Here is a 15146-nt window from a genome sequence, read left to right on the forward strand (position 1 = left end):
GGCGCCCGGCTGCCCACGGGGTGGCGCCGGGCCGTGCGTACGGTCGTGCCTGCCGGGCCGCCCGCACGAGTCATGCGCAGGCCGCCCTCGACGTCGTACGCCGGCTGTCAGCTCTGTCAGCTCTGTCAGCTGTCGGCGCGGGTCACGCGGGGGGCGTGACCCACTCGGTCCGGCTCAGTCCCGCATGCTCCGCTCCTGCGGCGGGCCGGGCAGCCGCGACGCGGCCGGCCTGGCCTCCAGCCGGGCCGTGATCACCAGGGTGCCCTCCTCGATCTGGTAGTCCAGCGGGAGCCCGAGGCCCCGCATCGCGGCGACCATCGCGGTGTTCGCCGCCCGCGTCACCGCGTACACGCTGTCGCAGCCCGCCTCCTCCGCCATCGCCACCAGCCGGCCGAGCAGTTCACCGCCGACACCCCGGCCCTGCCACTCGTCCTCGACGAGCAGCGCGACCTCCGTCTCGTCCCCGTCCCACAGCAGATGCCCGAGACCGACCATCCGCCCCGACGGCGTGTACGCCGCCAGCGTCCGGCCGAAGCGTGGGCTGAGCAGGTGGTTCAGATAGCGGTCGGCGTCCTTGACCGGCCCGTGGTAGCGCATGCCCAGGGTCCGCGACGAGCACCGCTCGTGCATCGCCTTCGCGGAGGCGACGTCCCCCGTGTCCGCCCGCCGCACCGTGATGGGGTTGCCCTCCGGCAGCGTCAGCACGTCCTGGCCGCGCGGCACCCGCGGGCCGAGCCGGGCGTCCAGCTCCACCAGCGCCCGGGCCCGGGCGAACTCGGTGGGGGTGAACGGCAGATACGGCCGCTCCACCGTGACCACTCCGCCCTCCGGCACCCGCAGCCGCATCACCGTGTCCTCCAGCGAGCCCTCCACCGGACCGCCGTCCGTCCGGTCGCCGGCCGCGCTCCCGGAGCCCGGCGACACGGCGGGCAGCGACCGGATGGTGCAGCGGCCCAGCAACTGCCTCAGCGCCAGCGGAAGTTCGGCCGCGTCCAGTGCGGTGCGGGTCGCCAGGCCGAGCACCCGGGTCGGCGCGTCGACCAGATCGTGGGTGTCGGCCCGCTCGATCCAGGTCTGCGCACCGCCCGCCTCGGACACCGCGCGGGTGATCTCCGCCGCGGTGATCCCGCCCGGCGACCGCAGCAGGAACTCGTCCACCGTGTCCTCGCCCAGCGGATGCGTCTGCAGGGTGAGGATGTCGACCCGGTACCCGGCCAGCGCCGTGCACAGCGCGGCCAGCGAACCGGGTTCGTCCCGCACCGTCGTCCGCATCCGCCACAGAGTGCTCTCCTCGGCGTCGCCGGCGGACGGTCCCGACGGCCCGGCCTGCCGCTCCGTGGAGCGCGGCCGGGCACCGGTATCACTCGTCGGCGGCGCATGACCGTGGCGTCGTGCCCACCAGATGTGGAACGCCGCCGTGGCCAGCAGCACCAGCGCCGAGATCACCAGCAGCTGGGGCCCGTCGGGGCCGTGTCCGATGAGGTTGGCCACCGCGTCGGCGACCGCGACGGCCGTGAACAGGGCGGCGAGCTCCACCACGTCCCGCCGCCAGTGGTGGACGGGGCGGCCGTGCCGCGCGCGCGTCACATCAGTCAGGTTTCGCTTCATGCAGCCACTGTGGACGAACGGTGTTGCGTGATCACGAACGCTTTGTGACCGATGGGTAAAGCATGCTTCTGCACCTTTTATTGCTCTTTTGACTGTTGCGTCTTCCACCTCATGCCGCAGCCTCCTCCGCCAGGGCCCGGTGGAGCCGACGGGCCTCCGTGACCAGGCGTGACGATCCCCGGCGTGCGGCCGCCTCCGCCAGATGCGGGACCTCTTCGCGCGCGCCGTTCCGCTCGGCGCACTCGGCGGCGACCGCGAGCAGCTCCGCCAGCCCGCGCACCGGTCTGGCCGAGCTGTCGGCGGCCGGGCCGGCGAGGAGCGGGGGCAGGACATGGCGCAGTACGCCCCACAGGGTGGTGTGCGCCCCGGTGGCCGCCGCCGTCCGCGCGGACTCGGCGAGCCGCAGCGGCTTCACGGCCCCGCTGCGCGCCAGTTCACCGAGGCCGGTGCCCAGTCGCTCCGTCACCAGCTGCCCGCGCGCGGCCAGCGTCAGCAGCGCGTCCACCGCGGCGAGCCGGTCCTCCGCGTGCCGGGCGCCGAGCCCGTAGGCCACCGCCAGATGCATCGCGGCACCCGCCTCGCCGCCGGACTCGGCCAGCAGCGGCAGCACCGTGCCGAGTCCGCGGCTGTCCTCGACGGCGAGGGCGGCGATGTCCCACAGGAGGCGTGCCGCCACGATCTCGCGCTGCTCGGGCAGCACGGCCGGCCAGTGCGGGCGTATGCCGTCGCTCCAGTGATGGCAGTAGGTGTGCCGGGCGGAGCCGTCGAACGGAACTCCGAGCCCCTGATAGGCCGACGGGAACCCGTCCAGCAGGCCCGGGAGCCCGTCGAGTCCGACCAGGAGGAGGTCTCCTTCGCCGCCGCGCCGGTGCGTGGGTGACTCCGCGGGCCCTGCGGAGAGCCACTCCGCGAGACGCAGCCCCGCCGCCGTGCCGAGGGCCGTCGCCCGCTCGGCGGCCCGCGCGGCCGCCTGCCTGTCCGCGCGCCGCACCCGAAGCAGCGCCTGCGCGAAGTCGGACTCGGAGATCCGGGCACCCAGACGGTGGTAGGCGCCGAGGCGGTCCACCAGCACATCCGGCTCCAGCAGGCCCGTGCTCCATGTCGGCGTGGACAGCAGGAACGGCAGCGGATCGGTGCGCAGCCGGTGTGCCACCTCCCACAGACGGGCGTCGAACGCCTGGCAGAGCGGGCCGTGCGCACAGGCCGCCGCCCCGGCGCCCCTGGTCACGGCCGTGTGCAGGGCCGCCGTGTCCGGCACCCCGTGCAGCGTCGCGAGCAGCAGGTCGAACACGTCCGTGGCGTTGAACAGGCCGCGCCGGGACGGGGTGAAGTGGTCGGCGGCCCGATGGCCGTACGCGGGGTCGACATGGGACCACCAGCGGCGGTCGGTCACCGGCGCCAGCGCCTCCAGCACCCCCTCCCGGTCCTGATGGGCATGGCGCACCAGGCCGTCCAGTGCCCGCTCGAACGCCGTCACATCGGCTTCCGACGCCATGACCGCGCCGATCTCCTCGGCGAGCTCGGCGGCGGACTCCGGAGGCGGCGCCAGACGCACCGGCTCCGGCGCGGGCGGGAGCACCTCCTCCTGCACCACCGGCACGTCGGAGGAGAGGGCGAGGCCCAGCGCGCGGGACGCCCGCTCGCGCAATGCCGGAGCCAGCTCCTGCGCGGCGAGAGCCAGTTCGCCTCGCAGCGCGGGGGAGTCCGCCTTCTTCAGATGGCGCTCCACCAGCTTGAGCGCACGCTCCTGCACCTCGGAGTCCTGGTGCCCGAACGCCTGTGCCGCGGCCGGGAGAAGCTCCGGCACGGAGGCCGGACACCGCAGCAGCACCTTGCCCAGCAGCACCAGCTGCGCGCGCACCAGCTTCTTCTCCGGCCGGAACAGCACCGCCGCCGACATCTCCGCCAGCCGACGCGCCGTCAGCTCCCCGTCCAGGGCGAGCGACGCCAGAACACCCTGCGCGTGCGAGGCGACCGGCGGCACCGCGTCCGAGGCCAGCGCCAGCCAGTCGGCGACCCGGGCCAGCTCCTCGGCGCGGGCCAGGACCAGCGCGTCGAGCAGGCGCAGGAACACCCGCTGATCGCCGGTGGAGCCGCCCCGCAGCAGCCGGGCCACACAGGCGTCGACCATCGTCGTGCGGTCCAGCACCCCCTCGTCGGCGAGCCGGGCCAGGGCACCGGTCCAGCTGTCCGGTCCGTCGTCGTCGGGCCACTCCAGACGGCTGCCGAGATCGTCCGTCTCGAACAGCGCGGCCACGAGCGGCACCAGGTGCGGATCGCGGCGCAACCGGTCGAGCTTGGTGCCGCCACGACGCCACCCGCCGTCGACATGGCCGACCCAGCCGCGCACATAGGCATCCGTCACCGGCACCGTGCAGCCGGCCAGCCGGACCAGCCCCGCCATCAGCTCGTAGGGCACCTGCGCCGAGGCCGGACGCCGGGCCAGCCGGTGCACCACGTCCGCGAGCCACTGCGGGTCACGGTCGCCGAGAAGATGCAGCAGCACCCCCGGCGACACCCGCGACCAGCGCAGATCGGCGGCCGCCAGCCAGCTCGCCACGCCCGCGGCGCCCGTCTGGCACGCCGCCCCCGCCGCGTGCAGCGCGGGCAGGGCACGGCGGCTCTCGTCGGTCCACCGCGCTCCCCGCAGTTCCCTGCGCAGAGCCTTCAGCTCCGGGAAGCACACCCGCCGCTCGGCGTCCGTCATCCCGTCGAGCAGGCTCACGACCTCCGCCGTACGCCCCGCCCGGACGGCCTCCGGCAGACCCGTCGGCCGGTCCGTCCCTCCGGCCCGCGCCGTCTTCACCCGCGTCACGGCATCCATCAGCGAACTCATCGCACACCCCCGTCGAATCCGGTCCCCGCCGTCCGCGGCGCTCCACCGCGCCGCGCCATCCGTACCGCCAGCGCGTGCTTGCACGGCCCGCGCCCGCCCCTGTACCTCGCCCACCACACACAGCTGCAGCTGAGCACGCCCGCGGTGTCCCGCACCCGGTGCACATGGCCGTCCTCGGCCGTGACCGTCGCCAGCGTGCCGTCGAGGGTCACCGCGTCGGCCGCCAGCAAGGAGTGCGCCGAACGCAGCCGAGGGTTGTGGCGCTCCACCCGCTCGGCGTCGTACGGCAGTTCCCGGTGGAAATAGGCCGCCTCCGCCGCGTCGTACCCCACGCGCCCCGATGTGCCGAGCCGGACGAGGGCCGCCCGCACCCGCTCCGCGGTGAGCCCCGAGGCGGCGGCCAGGTCGGCGACGTCCACGCGCGGCTCCCAGGCCAGCAGGACGGAGATCAGCTCCGCGTCGCCCGCGGCCTCGTCGGTGGCGAGGGCCTCCAGGACACCGCCCTCGCCGGAGAATCCGCGTGAGGCGTCGGGCGACAGCGTCAGCGTCAGTCTCATGCCGGGCAGCACCATCTCCCAGGCGCCGGCCGTGGCACCGCCCACCGGGCCCCCCACCGGGCCGTACACCCGCAGCGCCGTGGCGTACCGCAGGACGCGCTGCAGCGCCGCCAGCCGCTCCGGGCCCGGCAGGCACACCGCACCCGGCACCGGCCGGGTCGTCGGCCGCAGCGACCTGCCCGTCGGCACCACCCAGCGGGTTCCGGACGAACCGCCGCGCCCGGCCGCCCGCGGCAGCGACCGCAGGAACCGCACCGCCTCGGCGGCCGGCAGCTCGGCGCGCTGCTCGAATTCCGCCGCTGCCACCTGGGCCTCGGCGAAGCCGCGCAGCCAGCGGTCGGGGAGCGGCACCTTCTTCTCCACGACCGGGCCGTCCAGCGTGGTCACGGCCAGTTCCTCGGGGCCCACGCGCAGATGCAGCGGGTCGTCGGTCCCCAGCCGGGACAGCGCCTCGCGCAGGGGGTTGTTGACGTCCACGTTCGTCGTGCCGTGTCCCACCTCGCCGCCGTCCAGGCCCGGGGACAGCACGTCGAGGCGTGCGTAGACCCCGCCGCAGCCGGAGAAGGACTCGAAGCGCAGCCGGTCGCCGTTGCCCGTGACGACCGGGTCGAGCGACGCGGGGCGCTGCGGCTGGTAGTAGCGCGCGGCCGCGACGTCGGCCACCGCGAGCAGCGCGGCGGAGGCCGTCCGAGGGGAGGTCAGGAAGCCGGAGAAGAAACGCGGATGGTCCTCGGCGCCCGCCGGGGTGGCACCCCTGGACGTCTCTAGGCCCAACCGCCGTCCACCCTCCACGGCCTCCAGCACGGAGGGTCGCCGATAAGTCACGGCCTGCAAGGATCGCGTCATGGGAAAACCGTAGACGCGGCCACTGACAATCGTTCTGACCTGCGAAAACGAGGAATCCTCGGGGGAGTTGGCGGCGCTCGTGGAACGGGCCGCCGATCATCGCGCACGTGCCCCGCACCGGGCGCGACGCCGGTGCGGGGCACGTGATCCGGGAACGGGGCGGTCACTGCCCGACGAGGCCGGGCCGGAGCACCTTCGTGAACAGCACGGTGCCGTCCTGTTCCCGCAGCCGGACCGTGAGTTCGGCGCTGTCGGCGTCGATGTCGACCTCGCCGAAGAACTGGTAGCCGCCCGCCGGGGAGACATTGGCGACGGCCGGCGCCTTCACGAACACCCTCTCGGGGCCGAACGTGCCGTCCAGCGCACTGGCGGGGAACGCGCCCGCGTTGAGCGGGCCCGACACGAACTCCCAGAACGGCTCGAAGTCGGTGAACGCCGCCCGCGACGGCTGGTAGTGCTGGGCCGAGGTGTGATGGACGTCGGCCGTCAGCCACACCGTCCCGGTGATGCGCCGGTGCTTGACGAAACGCAGCAGCTCGGCGATCTGCAGCTCCCGCCCGAGCGGTGCGCCGGGGTCGCCCTGCGCGATCGCCTCGAAGTGGGGCCTGCCCTCCTGGCCGTCCGGCACCACGAGGCCGACGGGCATGTCGGCGGCGATCACCTTCCACACCGCACGTGAGCGGGACAGCTCCCGCTTCAGCCACTCCAACTGCTCGCGGCCCAGGATGCCCCGGGGGTCGGCGGTCTGGCCGTCGGGCGAGTTCGCGTTGCGGTAGGTGCGCATGTCCAGCACGAAGACGTCGAGCAGCGGGCCCTGGCGCAGCACCCGGTACACCCGGCCCTCGTGGGCCCCGGGCCGCAGCGTGGACACGGGGAAGTACTCGCCGAACGCCCGGCGGGCCCGCGCCGCCAGCACATCCACGCTCTTCTCCGTGTAACGGGTGTCCGTGTCGGCGATCACCTGCCCCGGATACCAGTTGTTGCGCACCTCGTGGTCGTCCCACTGGGCGATCGTCGGGACCTGCGCGTTGAACCGCCGCAGATTGCCGTCCAGCAGGTTGTAGCGGAAGTTTCCGCGGTACTCGGCCAGCGTCTCGGCGACCTTCGCCTTCTCCTCGGTGGTGACATTGCGCCAGGTGCCGCCGCCGGGCAGCGCCGCCGTCGCGGCGATCGGGCCGTCGGCGTAGACGGTGTCACCGCTGAAGAGGAAGAAGTCGGGGTCGAGCCGGGCCATCGCGTCGTAGACGCGGTAGCCGCCGAGGTCGGGATTGATGCCCCAGCCCTGTCCCGCCAGATCCCCGGACCACAGGAACCGCACACCGCCGCGGCGGTGGACGGGCACGGTGCGGAACGTGCCGGTGACCGGCTCGCCCGTACGGCGCGGGTCGTCCGGGTCGGCCAGCAGCACGCGGTAGTGGACCTGGCGGCCGGACGGCAGCTCGCGCAACCGGGTCGTGCCGGTGAAGTCGGTGTCCGTGCCGAGCAACGGGCCGTGCCATCTGCGCGGGTTGCGGAACGACTCGGTGGCCGACGTCTCGACGATCATCCGGGCCGGACGGTCGGAACGGACCCAGACCAGCGCCGAGCCGCAGGTCACGTCACCGCTCTGCACGCCCCATTCCGCGCGCGGGCGCCCGGACAGGGCGAAGGCCGGTGCCCCGCCGGAGCCGGCCGGCAGGGCCAGGGCCGCCGACGCGGCGAGGGAGCCGCGCAGCACGCTGCGGCGGGCGGGAGACAGGGGACGGTCGGACATGTGGGGCCTCCAGTGCGGGAGCCGGCCGGGATGCCCTGTCACACCTACTGGTGCACCGCAGCGCGCACACGAACCGCAAGTGAACAACTCGCCCGCGGAGCGCGGGTTTTTCCGCCCTGCCCGTCCTCACCCCGCGAAGTCCCGCGCGCGCCACGGGGTCCCCTCGCGGCCGTCGTCACCGGGCGCCGACGGTCGGGACCGGCGCCCATGGCCTCGCCCGGGTCAGCTGCTGCCGTCGAGGATGACGCGCGCGACGAGCGCCGGGTCGTCGTTCATCGGCACATGGCCGCAACCGGGCAGCCGCACCAGCCGGGCCTTGGGGATGACGCCCTTGGCGCGCACACCCTGCCGGCGCAGCAGCAGCCGGTCCTTGGTGCCCCAGGCCACGGTGACCGGCAGACCGGGGACGTCGTCGGTGAACCGCACGTCGGTTCCCGCCCGGAGGGTCTCGGTGAAGCCGGTCGAACGGGCGAGCGCCAGCGTCTCGGCGACCACGGCCTCCGGTGAACGCCGGCCGGGACGGGCGTAGATCGTGCTGGTGAGGACGGTCCGGCCGGCCGCGGTGCGTGACAGCCGCTCGACGAACGGCTCGGGCAGGCCGCGCGCGCTTCCCCGCATCGCCAGCAGAACACCGAACGCGTAGCGCCGCTCGGCCTGGGTCCAGAACCCGGCGGGCGACAGGGCGGTGACGGACCGTACGAGCTTCTCCCGGCCGAGCTCCAGGGCCAGCAGTCCGCCGAGGGAGTTGCCCGCGACGTGCGGCCGGTCCAGTTCCAGCGCCTCGCACAGCGCGCCGAGCGCGACGTTCATGGTGGGGAGGTCGTGGGTGAGGCCGTCCGGCAGGGACGGCGACGCGCCGAACCCGGGCAGGTCCACGGCGATGACGTCGCGTTCGGTGGCCAGGATGTCGATCACCGGGTCCCATGCCTGGCGGTGATGGCCGATGCCGTGCAGCAGGAGCAGGGGTTCGCCGCGGCCCACGCGCGCGTAGGAGACGGTCACGGCCCGTCGGCCTCGGGAGGAGGGGACCTCGAAGGTGACGGTGTCGGACATCGGCGGCTCCTTTGGCTGGGACGCGTCTCTTGATGGACACCCTGTCAGTAATTGCTACCCGTGGGTAGCCCCTCGGGTGCGGAACGCCCGGAGAAGGCTCTTGTCCCCTGCGGGAGGCCCCACGTCCTGAATCCCCCGTCGCACGCGGCCGGGTTTTGCCTTCATTTCATGAATGCGGCCCTGTACGAACGTCCCATGAACGCTTTGCCGCGCACGCCCCGTCCGACGGCGAGGGGAACGAGGATTGGTCTTGACCAAGGGTGGGGGCCGCCCTATGGTCGCAGATAAGTGCAACAACCTTTAATAAACAAGGGCGCTAAAACGCCGCCGGCTCACGGCGATTGCGGAGGACAGGGTGGGGACCACGCAGCTGGAATCGGTGCCGGAACCGAAGTACTGGCACCTCAGGACCGTGCTCAGTGAAGCGCTGGACTCCGAGTTCGCCGTGGGCGAGATCCTGCCCAACGAGCGTGACCTCGCCGCCCGCTTCGGCGTCGCCCGCGCCACGCTCCGCCAAGCTCTGGAGCAGCTCGAACTGGAAGGCCGGCTCCAGCGCCGCCGCGGTGTCGGCACGACCGTGGCCCCGCCGCGCGTCGGCGTGGCCGTCGGCAGCGAGCAGCACGCCTGGCCCGGTGGCCCGGAAGACGCCTGGCAGCCCGTCGACTGCGTGCTCGCCGTGCCGCCCGCCGCCGTCGCCGCCGCGCTGGAGACCGGCGCCGACGAGCCCGTCCACACGGTGCGCCGCACCCGGATGACCCATGGCCAGCCCGTCGCGGCCGAGCTGCTCCACGTCCCGCGGTCCTCGGTCCCGGACCTGTCCGCCATAGACGCGCCGTCGGGCGCCGCGCGCGCGCGTGCGCTGCTGCGCGAACTCCAGCGCCTGGAGCTGGAGGGGCACGACAGCGCGGTGGAACTGGGCTCGGCCCGCGCGGACGACGCCAAGGAGCTCGACCGGCTTCCCGGGGCGCCCGTCCTGATCGTCACCACCCGGTTCCTCGCCCTGGGACGCACGGCCGCCCTGTCCGTCGCCACCTACCGGGCCGACACCTGCCGGCTCACCTTCGGCGACTTCGGCGGTGTGGAGATCCACCAGGACCCGCAGCGGCAGGCATCCTGACGGACGGCCCGCACCGGCGCCCCGCGCAACGGGGCGCCGGAAGCCGCCGGACCGGCCGCACCCGTCCCCACCGCGGCCTTCGGCGGACGGCCGCACCGCTCACCTTCCGGCCGTCCGCCGTTCCTGCACCGCTCGCCGTCCGCCGGCCGCATCGTCCCCGTGCGACCGCGCCCGCGGTCGGCCGTCCCCGTGCCGCTCACCGGAGGGCCCCGGCCGTCGTACCGCTCCACCGGTAGGCCGTGGCCGTTCCCGTGCCGCCCGCCGTCCGGCTGTCGGACGTTCCCGCCTCACCTGTCGTCCGCCGTTCGGCCCCGCCCGTCGTACCGCTCCGGCGGGCCGTGATCGTCCCCGTGCCGCTCGCCGGCGGGCCGTCGGCCGTTCCCGTGCCGCTCACCGGAGGGCCCCGGCCGTCGTACCGCTCCGGCGGTAGGCCGTGGCCGTTCCCGTGCCGTTCACCGGCGGGCCGTGACCGTGCCCTCCACCGCGAAGAGCTGCTCCTCCACGTGGTCCAGGGCGAGCCGCACCGCGCCGGTGGCCACGGCCGCCTCGCCGAGCAGCGACAGCGTCACCCTCGGCGGCCGCAGGCAGTAACGGGCCAGCTGACGCCGCAAAGGCTCCAGCACGTCGTCCAGTCCCGCCGCCCAGCCGCCGATCACGACGAGCTCGGGATCGAGGGCCAGCACCAGTGCCGCCACGTCATGCACCAGCCGCTGGTTGAAGCGTTCGACGGCCGCGCGGGCGCCCTCGTCGCCCCGGCGGGCCCGGGCGAAGACATCGGCGACCGCCTGCTCGTCCAGCGGATGCAGCGGTTCGTCCGTCGTGGACAGCAGTGTCTCCGGGGTCACCTCGCGCCCCAGCAGATGCAGCGCGCCGATCTCCCCGGCCGCCCCGCCGAACCCCCGGTGCAGCCGCCCGCCGATCAGCGAGCCCGCACCGGGGCTCAGCCCGGCCAGCACGAACACCACGTCGTCCGAGTCGGTGGCCGAACCCTTCCAGTGCTCGGCCACGGCCGCCGCGTTCGCGTCGTTCTCCACGAGCACCGGGCACTTGAACGAGCGGCTCAGCCGCTCGCCCAGCCGCAGTCCCGTCCAGCCGGGCAGCGCCGTGCTCAGCCGCACCGTGCCGTCGGCCTCCACGATCCCGGGCGTCCCCACGCCGACCGCACGCAGCGAGCCCCGGGACACCCCGGCCCGGCGCAGCAGTTCGGCCACGGCCCCGCGCAGCCGCTCCAGCCGCTCGTCCGCGTCGGCCGTCTCGTCGACCTCCTTGGCCTGGGCGCCCAGCACCTTGCCGTCCAGGTCGGCGAGGAGCGCGGCGACCCGGTGGGAGCCGATCTCCAGGCCCAGCAGATGACCTGCCTCGGCGCGGAAGCGGAAGCGCCGCGCGGGCCGTCCCTGCCGCCGGGCAGCCCCGTCGTCGGCCGCCTTCTCGACGACCAGACCGGCCTCGATGAGCCCTTCCACGACACCCTCGACGGTCGGCCGGGACAGCCCGGTGACGCGCGTGATCTCCGTGAGCGTCGCGCAGTCCGTGGCACGCAGCGCGTGCAGCACCACCGCGGAATTGATCCTTCGCAGCAGCGAGGGATCCCCGCCGGTCAGCCGCCCCACCGTCCGTCCTCCCAGCTCGAGCGCATGATGGCCGGATCGTACTCGGCGCGGCCGAACCCGGCGAGTGCCGGATTCCCCTGTTCAGCGGCACGCCCCGGGACAAGCCGGAACGATCTGCTCCGTACCGGCCCCGTATCAGCCCGGCGAGACGAACCCGGACTCGTACGCGACGATCACCGCCTGGGTGCGGTCCCGCGCCCCCAGTTTCGCCAGTACGGCGCTGACATGCGACTTCACCGTCTCCGTGCCCACGGTCAGCCGGGCCGCGATCTCCGCGTTGGACAGACCCCGTGTCATCAGCCGCAGCACCTCCGCCTCGCGCTCGGTCAGCCCGGCCCGCTCCAGCGCCGCCCGGGCCGCCGGGTTCCCGCCACCGTCGCCGTACTCGGCGGCCAACTGCCGCACGGACGCCGGGAACAGCAGCGACTCGCCCTCGGCGACCAGCCGTACCGCGTGCACGATCTCCGCCGGCCGGGCCCGCTTGAGCAGGAACCCGTCGGCGCCCGCGCGCAGCGCGTCGTACACGTACTCGTCGTTCTCGAACGTCGTCACCACGAGGATCTTCGGCGGTTCCGGCACCGTGCGCAGCACCGCGCGCGTGGCCTCGATGCCGTCCAGGAGCGGCATCCGTACGTCCATCGCGACCACGTCCGGCCGCAGTTGCCGCACCAGCGGGATCACCGCCGCTCCGTCGGCGGCCTCTCCGACGACCTCGATGTCGGGCTGGGCGTCCAGGACGGCTCGCAGACCGGCACGGACCAGGGGCTCGTCGTCGACGAGGAGTACGGTGACCGGCATCCGGACACCCTAGTCCCCCCTCCGGCGACGGCCGGAGTCAGCCCAGCGGCAGTTCCACCCGCACCCGCCAGTCGCCGTCGTCCGGGCCGGTGTGCGCCCGGCCGCCGAGCAGGGCCGCGCGCTCGCGCATGCCGCGCAGGCCGCTGCCCCGGCCGGGCCCGGCCACCGCGGCGGGCAGCGCGTTGCGCACGTCCAGGCCGAGACTGCCGTCCGCGACCCGCACCCGCACCCGCACGGGGACCGCGCCCGCGTGCCGCAGCACATTGGTCAGCGACTCCTGGAGGATGCGGTAGCCCTCGCGGGACACCGGCCCCGGCACCGCCTCCAGCGGACCGCTCACCTCGGCGTCGACCTTCGCCCCGGAGGCCCGCGCCGACTCCAGCAGCCGGTCGGCGTCGGCCAGCGTCGGTCTGCCGCTCACCGGCCGCCCCGACTCGCGCAGCACTCCGAGCACCCGGTCCAGGTCCTCCAGCGCGGCCCGTCCGGTGTCCTCGATGGCGGCCAGCGCCCGGTCGGTGAACGCGGGGTCCCCGGCGGCCCGCGCCGCGCCCGCCTGCACCACGGCCACCGTCAGCGCGTGCCCGATGGAGTCGTGCAGCTCGCGCGCGATGCGGTTGCGCTCCAGCAGCTGCTCCGTGCGCTCCTCCAGCGCGGCGAGCCGTTCGGCGGGGGAGGGGCCGAGGAGCCGGCCGGCGAGCCGTGTGATCAGCCCGCCCGCCGCCACGACCACGACCGGCAGCACGAGCACCGGCAGCGGAGCCAGCGCCGCGTACCACCAGTGGTGCCCGGAGACCTGGAGCAGCGCCCCGTCGTCCCGGGCTCCGTCGCCCAGCCCGGCCCGCAGCAGCACCTCGGTGGAGACGGGCAGTTGGACCGTCAGCAACGCGACCAGCCCGCCCAGCAGCAGCCGCGTCTCCAGCCAGAGCACCGTCCGCGCGCGGTCGCCCCAGCTCACCGAGGGGGAGACGACGATCTCGGGACCGTCGTCCGCACGTCTTCGGCCCAGCAGCAACAGCCGTGCCTGAAGCCCCTCCACCGTCCGCATGCCCGGCACGAGACCCACGAGGCCCAGCAGGACCGCCGAGAGCCACCACCGCCGGTCGTCCAGGTACATCCACATGGCGGGCCACACGACGGCCATGAACAGATGCAGCCATCGTGTGTAGGTCACGGCCCGGGCGAACGGGCGCAGCAGGCGGAACATCCGCCCATCGTCGCAGCCGCCACCGACAACGGACCTCCCCCGCCCGGGGGAGACGAACTCCACCGGCGGGGGAGGCGCCCGCCCCGCTCCGGGCGCGACGCTGTCGTCATGACCAGCATCGACGTCCGAGACCTCACCAAGGAGTACGGCACCCGGCGGGCCGTGGACGCCCTCACGTTCAGCGTGCGCCCCGGCCGGGTCACCGGCTTCCTCGGCCCCAACGGAGCGGGCAAGTCCACCACCATGCGGCTCGTGCTCGGCCTCGACCGGCCGACCTCCGGCACCGCCACGATCGGCGGCCGCGCCTACGCCTCCTTCGCCGAACCCCTGCGCCAGGTCGGCGCGTTGCTCGACGCCCGGGCCGCGCACGGCTCCCGCACGGCCCGCGACCATCTGCGGATCCTGGCCGCCGCCAACCGCATCCCCGCCCGGCGGGTGGACGAGGCGCTGCGGGAGACGGGCCTGGAGTCCGTCGCGCGGCGCAGGGTGAGGACGTACTCGCTGGGCATGCGCCAGCGTCTGGGCATCGCGGCCGCGCTGCTGGGCGACCCTGCGGTGGTGATGCTCGACGAACCGTCCAACGGCCTGGACCCCGAGGGCATCATCTGGATCCGCGCCCTGGTCCGCCGGCTCGCCGCCGAGGGCCGCACCGTGCTGGTCTCCAGCCATCTGATGAACGAGACGGCCGAGTTCGCCGACCATCTCGTGGTCCTCGGGCGCGGGCGGCTGCTCGCCGATCTGCCCATGCGGGAGTTCATCGACGCGCGCGTGCAGCCCCGGGTCCGGGTGCGCACCACCGACGCCACGGCGCTCAAAGAGGTCCTGGCCCGGCACGGCCACACCGCAGAACCCGGTGAGGACGGCGCCTGGACCGTGCCCCACGCGCGTGTGGCGGACATCGGCAGGCTCGCGTCCGGGGCCGGCGTCCCGATCCTCGAACTCGCCGCCGAGGAAGGCACCCTCGAACAGGCGTACCTCGATCTGACCGCGTCCGAGACCGAGTACACCGCACAGTTCCAGGAGGCATGACCATGCCGTTCGTACCGATCCTGCACGCCGAGCTGCTGAAGATCGGCACCCTGCGGTCCCTGTACGGCGCCCTGGTCGCGCTGCTCGCCGTCTCCACGGCGTTCTCGGCGCTCGCCGGGGCCTCCGACGCCTCCGATCCCGGGTCCGACGCGCTGTTCATGGCGTTCTCGGGTGTCCTGCCGGGCCAGATCGCGGCCATCGCCTTCGGTGCGACGGCCGCGTCGGCCGAGTACCAGGCGGGCGCGCTGCGTCTCTCCCTGGCCGCGGTGCCGCGGCGCGGCAGATGGTTCGCCGCCAAGGCCGTGGCCGTGGGCGCACCGGTGTTCCTGGCGGGCCTGGTGACGGCCGGAGCGTCCCTCGCGGCCGCCCGGGCCGGACTGGGCGCGGCGGCCGAGGGACTGACCGCGGCCCAGCAGACACGCGCGGTCGTCGGCTGCGGGATCTACCTCACGCTGATGGCGCTGCTCGCGACCGGGCTCGCGACGCTGCTGCGCAGCGGTGTCGCCGCGCTGTCGGTCCTGATCCCGTTCGTGCTCGTCGTGTCCTTCGTCGTCGGGGACACGACCGGAGCGGTGACCGACTTCCTGCCCGACAAGGCCGGTCAGGTGGTCCTGCACCAGAGCTGGGACGGACGCCTCGGGCCGTGGACCGGCCTGGCCGTGACCGCCGTGTGGGCGGCCGCCGCGCTGGTCGCCGGGGCGTGGAGCGTGCGGCGCAGGGACGCCTGAGGGGCCG

At 74.4% G+C, this 15146-nt stretch carries 11 protein-coding genes; 3 read left to right on the forward strand and 8 right to left on the reverse strand.

Translation table 11 applies throughout. From position 1 onward, the window contains the following. Positions 1-174: 174 nt before the first annotated feature. From ACIQGV_RS06370 to ACIQGV_RS06390, 5 genes are all read right to left on the reverse strand, one after another. A complete protein-coding gene (locus ACIQGV_RS06370) occupies positions 175-1608 on the reverse strand; it encodes a GNAT family N-acetyltransferase (RefSeq protein WP_402491272.1) in 1434 nt (477 codons plus the stop codon). A 109-nt stretch (positions 1609-1717) separates the two neighbouring features. Further along, on the reverse strand, positions 1718-4432 hold the full coding sequence (locus tag ACIQGV_RS06375) for a DUF6493 family protein (RefSeq protein WP_402491274.1): 2715 nt from the start codon (positions 4430-4432) through the stop codon (positions 1718-1720). Between the two features lie 8 nt (positions 4433-4440). Next, positions 4441-5847, reverse strand: a complete 1407-nt coding sequence (locus ACIQGV_RS06380) for an SWIM zinc finger family protein (RefSeq protein ID WP_402491277.1) — start codon at positions 5845-5847, stop codon at positions 4441-4443. 163 nt (positions 5848-6010) lie between these two features. Further along, positions 6011-7600, reverse strand: coding sequence for an alkaline phosphatase D family protein (locus ACIQGV_RS06385; RefSeq protein ID WP_402491280.1), 1590 nt, complete (start codon positions 7598-7600; stop codon positions 6011-6013). A 222-nt stretch (positions 7601-7822) separates the two neighbouring features. Then, the gene (locus ACIQGV_RS06390) at positions 7823-8653 is read right to left on the reverse strand and encodes an alpha/beta fold hydrolase (RefSeq protein WP_402491283.1); all 831 of its coding nucleotides are present in this window, start codon (positions 8651-8653) and stop codon (positions 7823-7825) included. A gap of 355 nt (positions 8654-9008) precedes the next feature. Between ACIQGV_RS06390 and ACIQGV_RS06395 the strand changes: the two genes are divergently transcribed. Continuing rightward, on the forward strand, positions 9009-9770 hold the full coding sequence (locus ACIQGV_RS06395) for a GntR family transcriptional regulator (RefSeq protein ID WP_402491285.1): 762 nt from the start codon (positions 9009-9011) through the stop codon (positions 9768-9770). 452 nt (positions 9771-10222) lie between these two features. Here ACIQGV_RS06395 and ACIQGV_RS06400 read toward each other — a convergent pair whose 3' ends face one another. The 3 genes from ACIQGV_RS06400 to ACIQGV_RS06410 form a co-directional block, all read right to left on the reverse strand. Further along, on the reverse strand, positions 10223-11380 hold the full coding sequence (locus tag ACIQGV_RS06400; protein ID WP_402491288.1) for an ROK family transcriptional regulator: 1158 nt from the start codon (positions 11378-11380) through the stop codon (positions 10223-10225). A 135-nt stretch (positions 11381-11515) separates the two neighbouring features. Continuing rightward, complete coding sequence (locus tag ACIQGV_RS06405; protein WP_402491291.1) at positions 11516-12178, reverse strand: response regulator; 663 nt, start codon at positions 12176-12178, stop codon at positions 11516-11518. A 37-nt stretch (positions 12179-12215) separates the two neighbouring features. Further along, positions 12216-13382: a sensor histidine kinase gene (locus ACIQGV_RS06410; RefSeq protein WP_402491293.1), complete on the reverse strand. Its 1167-nt coding sequence runs from the start codon at positions 13380-13382 to the stop codon at positions 12216-12218. Positions 13383-13490: 108 nt separating this feature from the next. On the opposite strand from ACIQGV_RS06410, the gene ACIQGV_RS06415 reads away from it, so the two are divergent. Together ACIQGV_RS06415 and ACIQGV_RS06420 are read left to right on the forward strand one after the other, a co-directional pair. Further along, positions 13491-14411 (forward strand): ATP-binding cassette domain-containing protein, encoded by a 921-nt coding sequence (locus tag ACIQGV_RS06415; RefSeq protein ID WP_402491296.1) that lies wholly within the window; start codon positions 13491-13493, stop codon positions 14409-14411. Between the two features lie 2 nt (positions 14412-14413). Continuing rightward, complete coding sequence (locus ACIQGV_RS06420) at positions 14414-15139, forward strand: ABC transporter permease (protein ID WP_402491298.1); 726 nt, start codon at positions 14414-14416, stop codon at positions 15137-15139. Positions 15140-15146 lie beyond the last annotated feature (7 nt).

The organism is Streptomyces sp. NPDC093094 (assembly GCF_044754345.1).
Taxonomy (GTDB): Bacteria; Actinomycetota; Actinomycetes; order Streptomycetales; family Streptomycetaceae; genus Streptomyces.

What these genes read in the sequence shown, in the direction of transcription:
- ACIQGV_RS06370 (WP_402491272.1), bottom strand. Translation starts at nt 1,608, where the DNA reads ATGAAGCGAAACCTGACTGATGTGACGCGCGCGCGGCACGGCCGCCCC.
- ACIQGV_RS06375 (WP_402491274.1), bottom strand. Translation starts at nt 4,432, where the DNA reads ATGGATGCCGTGACGCGGGTGAAGACGGCGCGGGCCGGAGGGACGGAC.
- ACIQGV_RS06380 (WP_402491277.1), bottom strand. Translation starts at nt 5,847, where the DNA reads ATGACGCGATCCTTGCAGGCCGTGACTTATCGGCGACCCTCCGTGCTG.
- ACIQGV_RS06385 (WP_402491280.1), bottom strand. Translation starts at nt 7,600, where the DNA reads ATGTCCGACCGTCCCCTGTCTCCCGCCCGCCGCAGCGTGCTGCGCGGC.
- ACIQGV_RS06390 (WP_402491283.1), bottom strand. Translation starts at nt 8,653, where the DNA reads ATGTCCGACACCGTCACCTTCGAGGTCCCCTCCTCCCGAGGCCGACGG.
- ACIQGV_RS06405 (WP_402491291.1), bottom strand. Translation starts at nt 12,178, where the DNA reads ATGCCGGTCACCGTACTCCTCGTCGACGACGAGCCCCTGGTCCGTGCC.
- ACIQGV_RS06410 (WP_402491293.1), bottom strand. Translation starts at nt 13,382, where the DNA reads ATGTTCCGCCTGCTGCGCCCGTTCGCCCGGGCCGTGACCTACACACGA.
- ACIQGV_RS06415 (WP_402491296.1), top strand. Translation starts at nt 13,491, where the DNA reads ATGACCAGCATCGACGTCCGAGACCTCACCAAGGAGTACGGCACCCGG.
- ACIQGV_RS06420 (WP_402491298.1), top strand. Translation starts at nt 14,414, where the DNA reads ATGCCGTTCGTACCGATCCTGCACGCCGAGCTGCTGAAGATCGGCACC.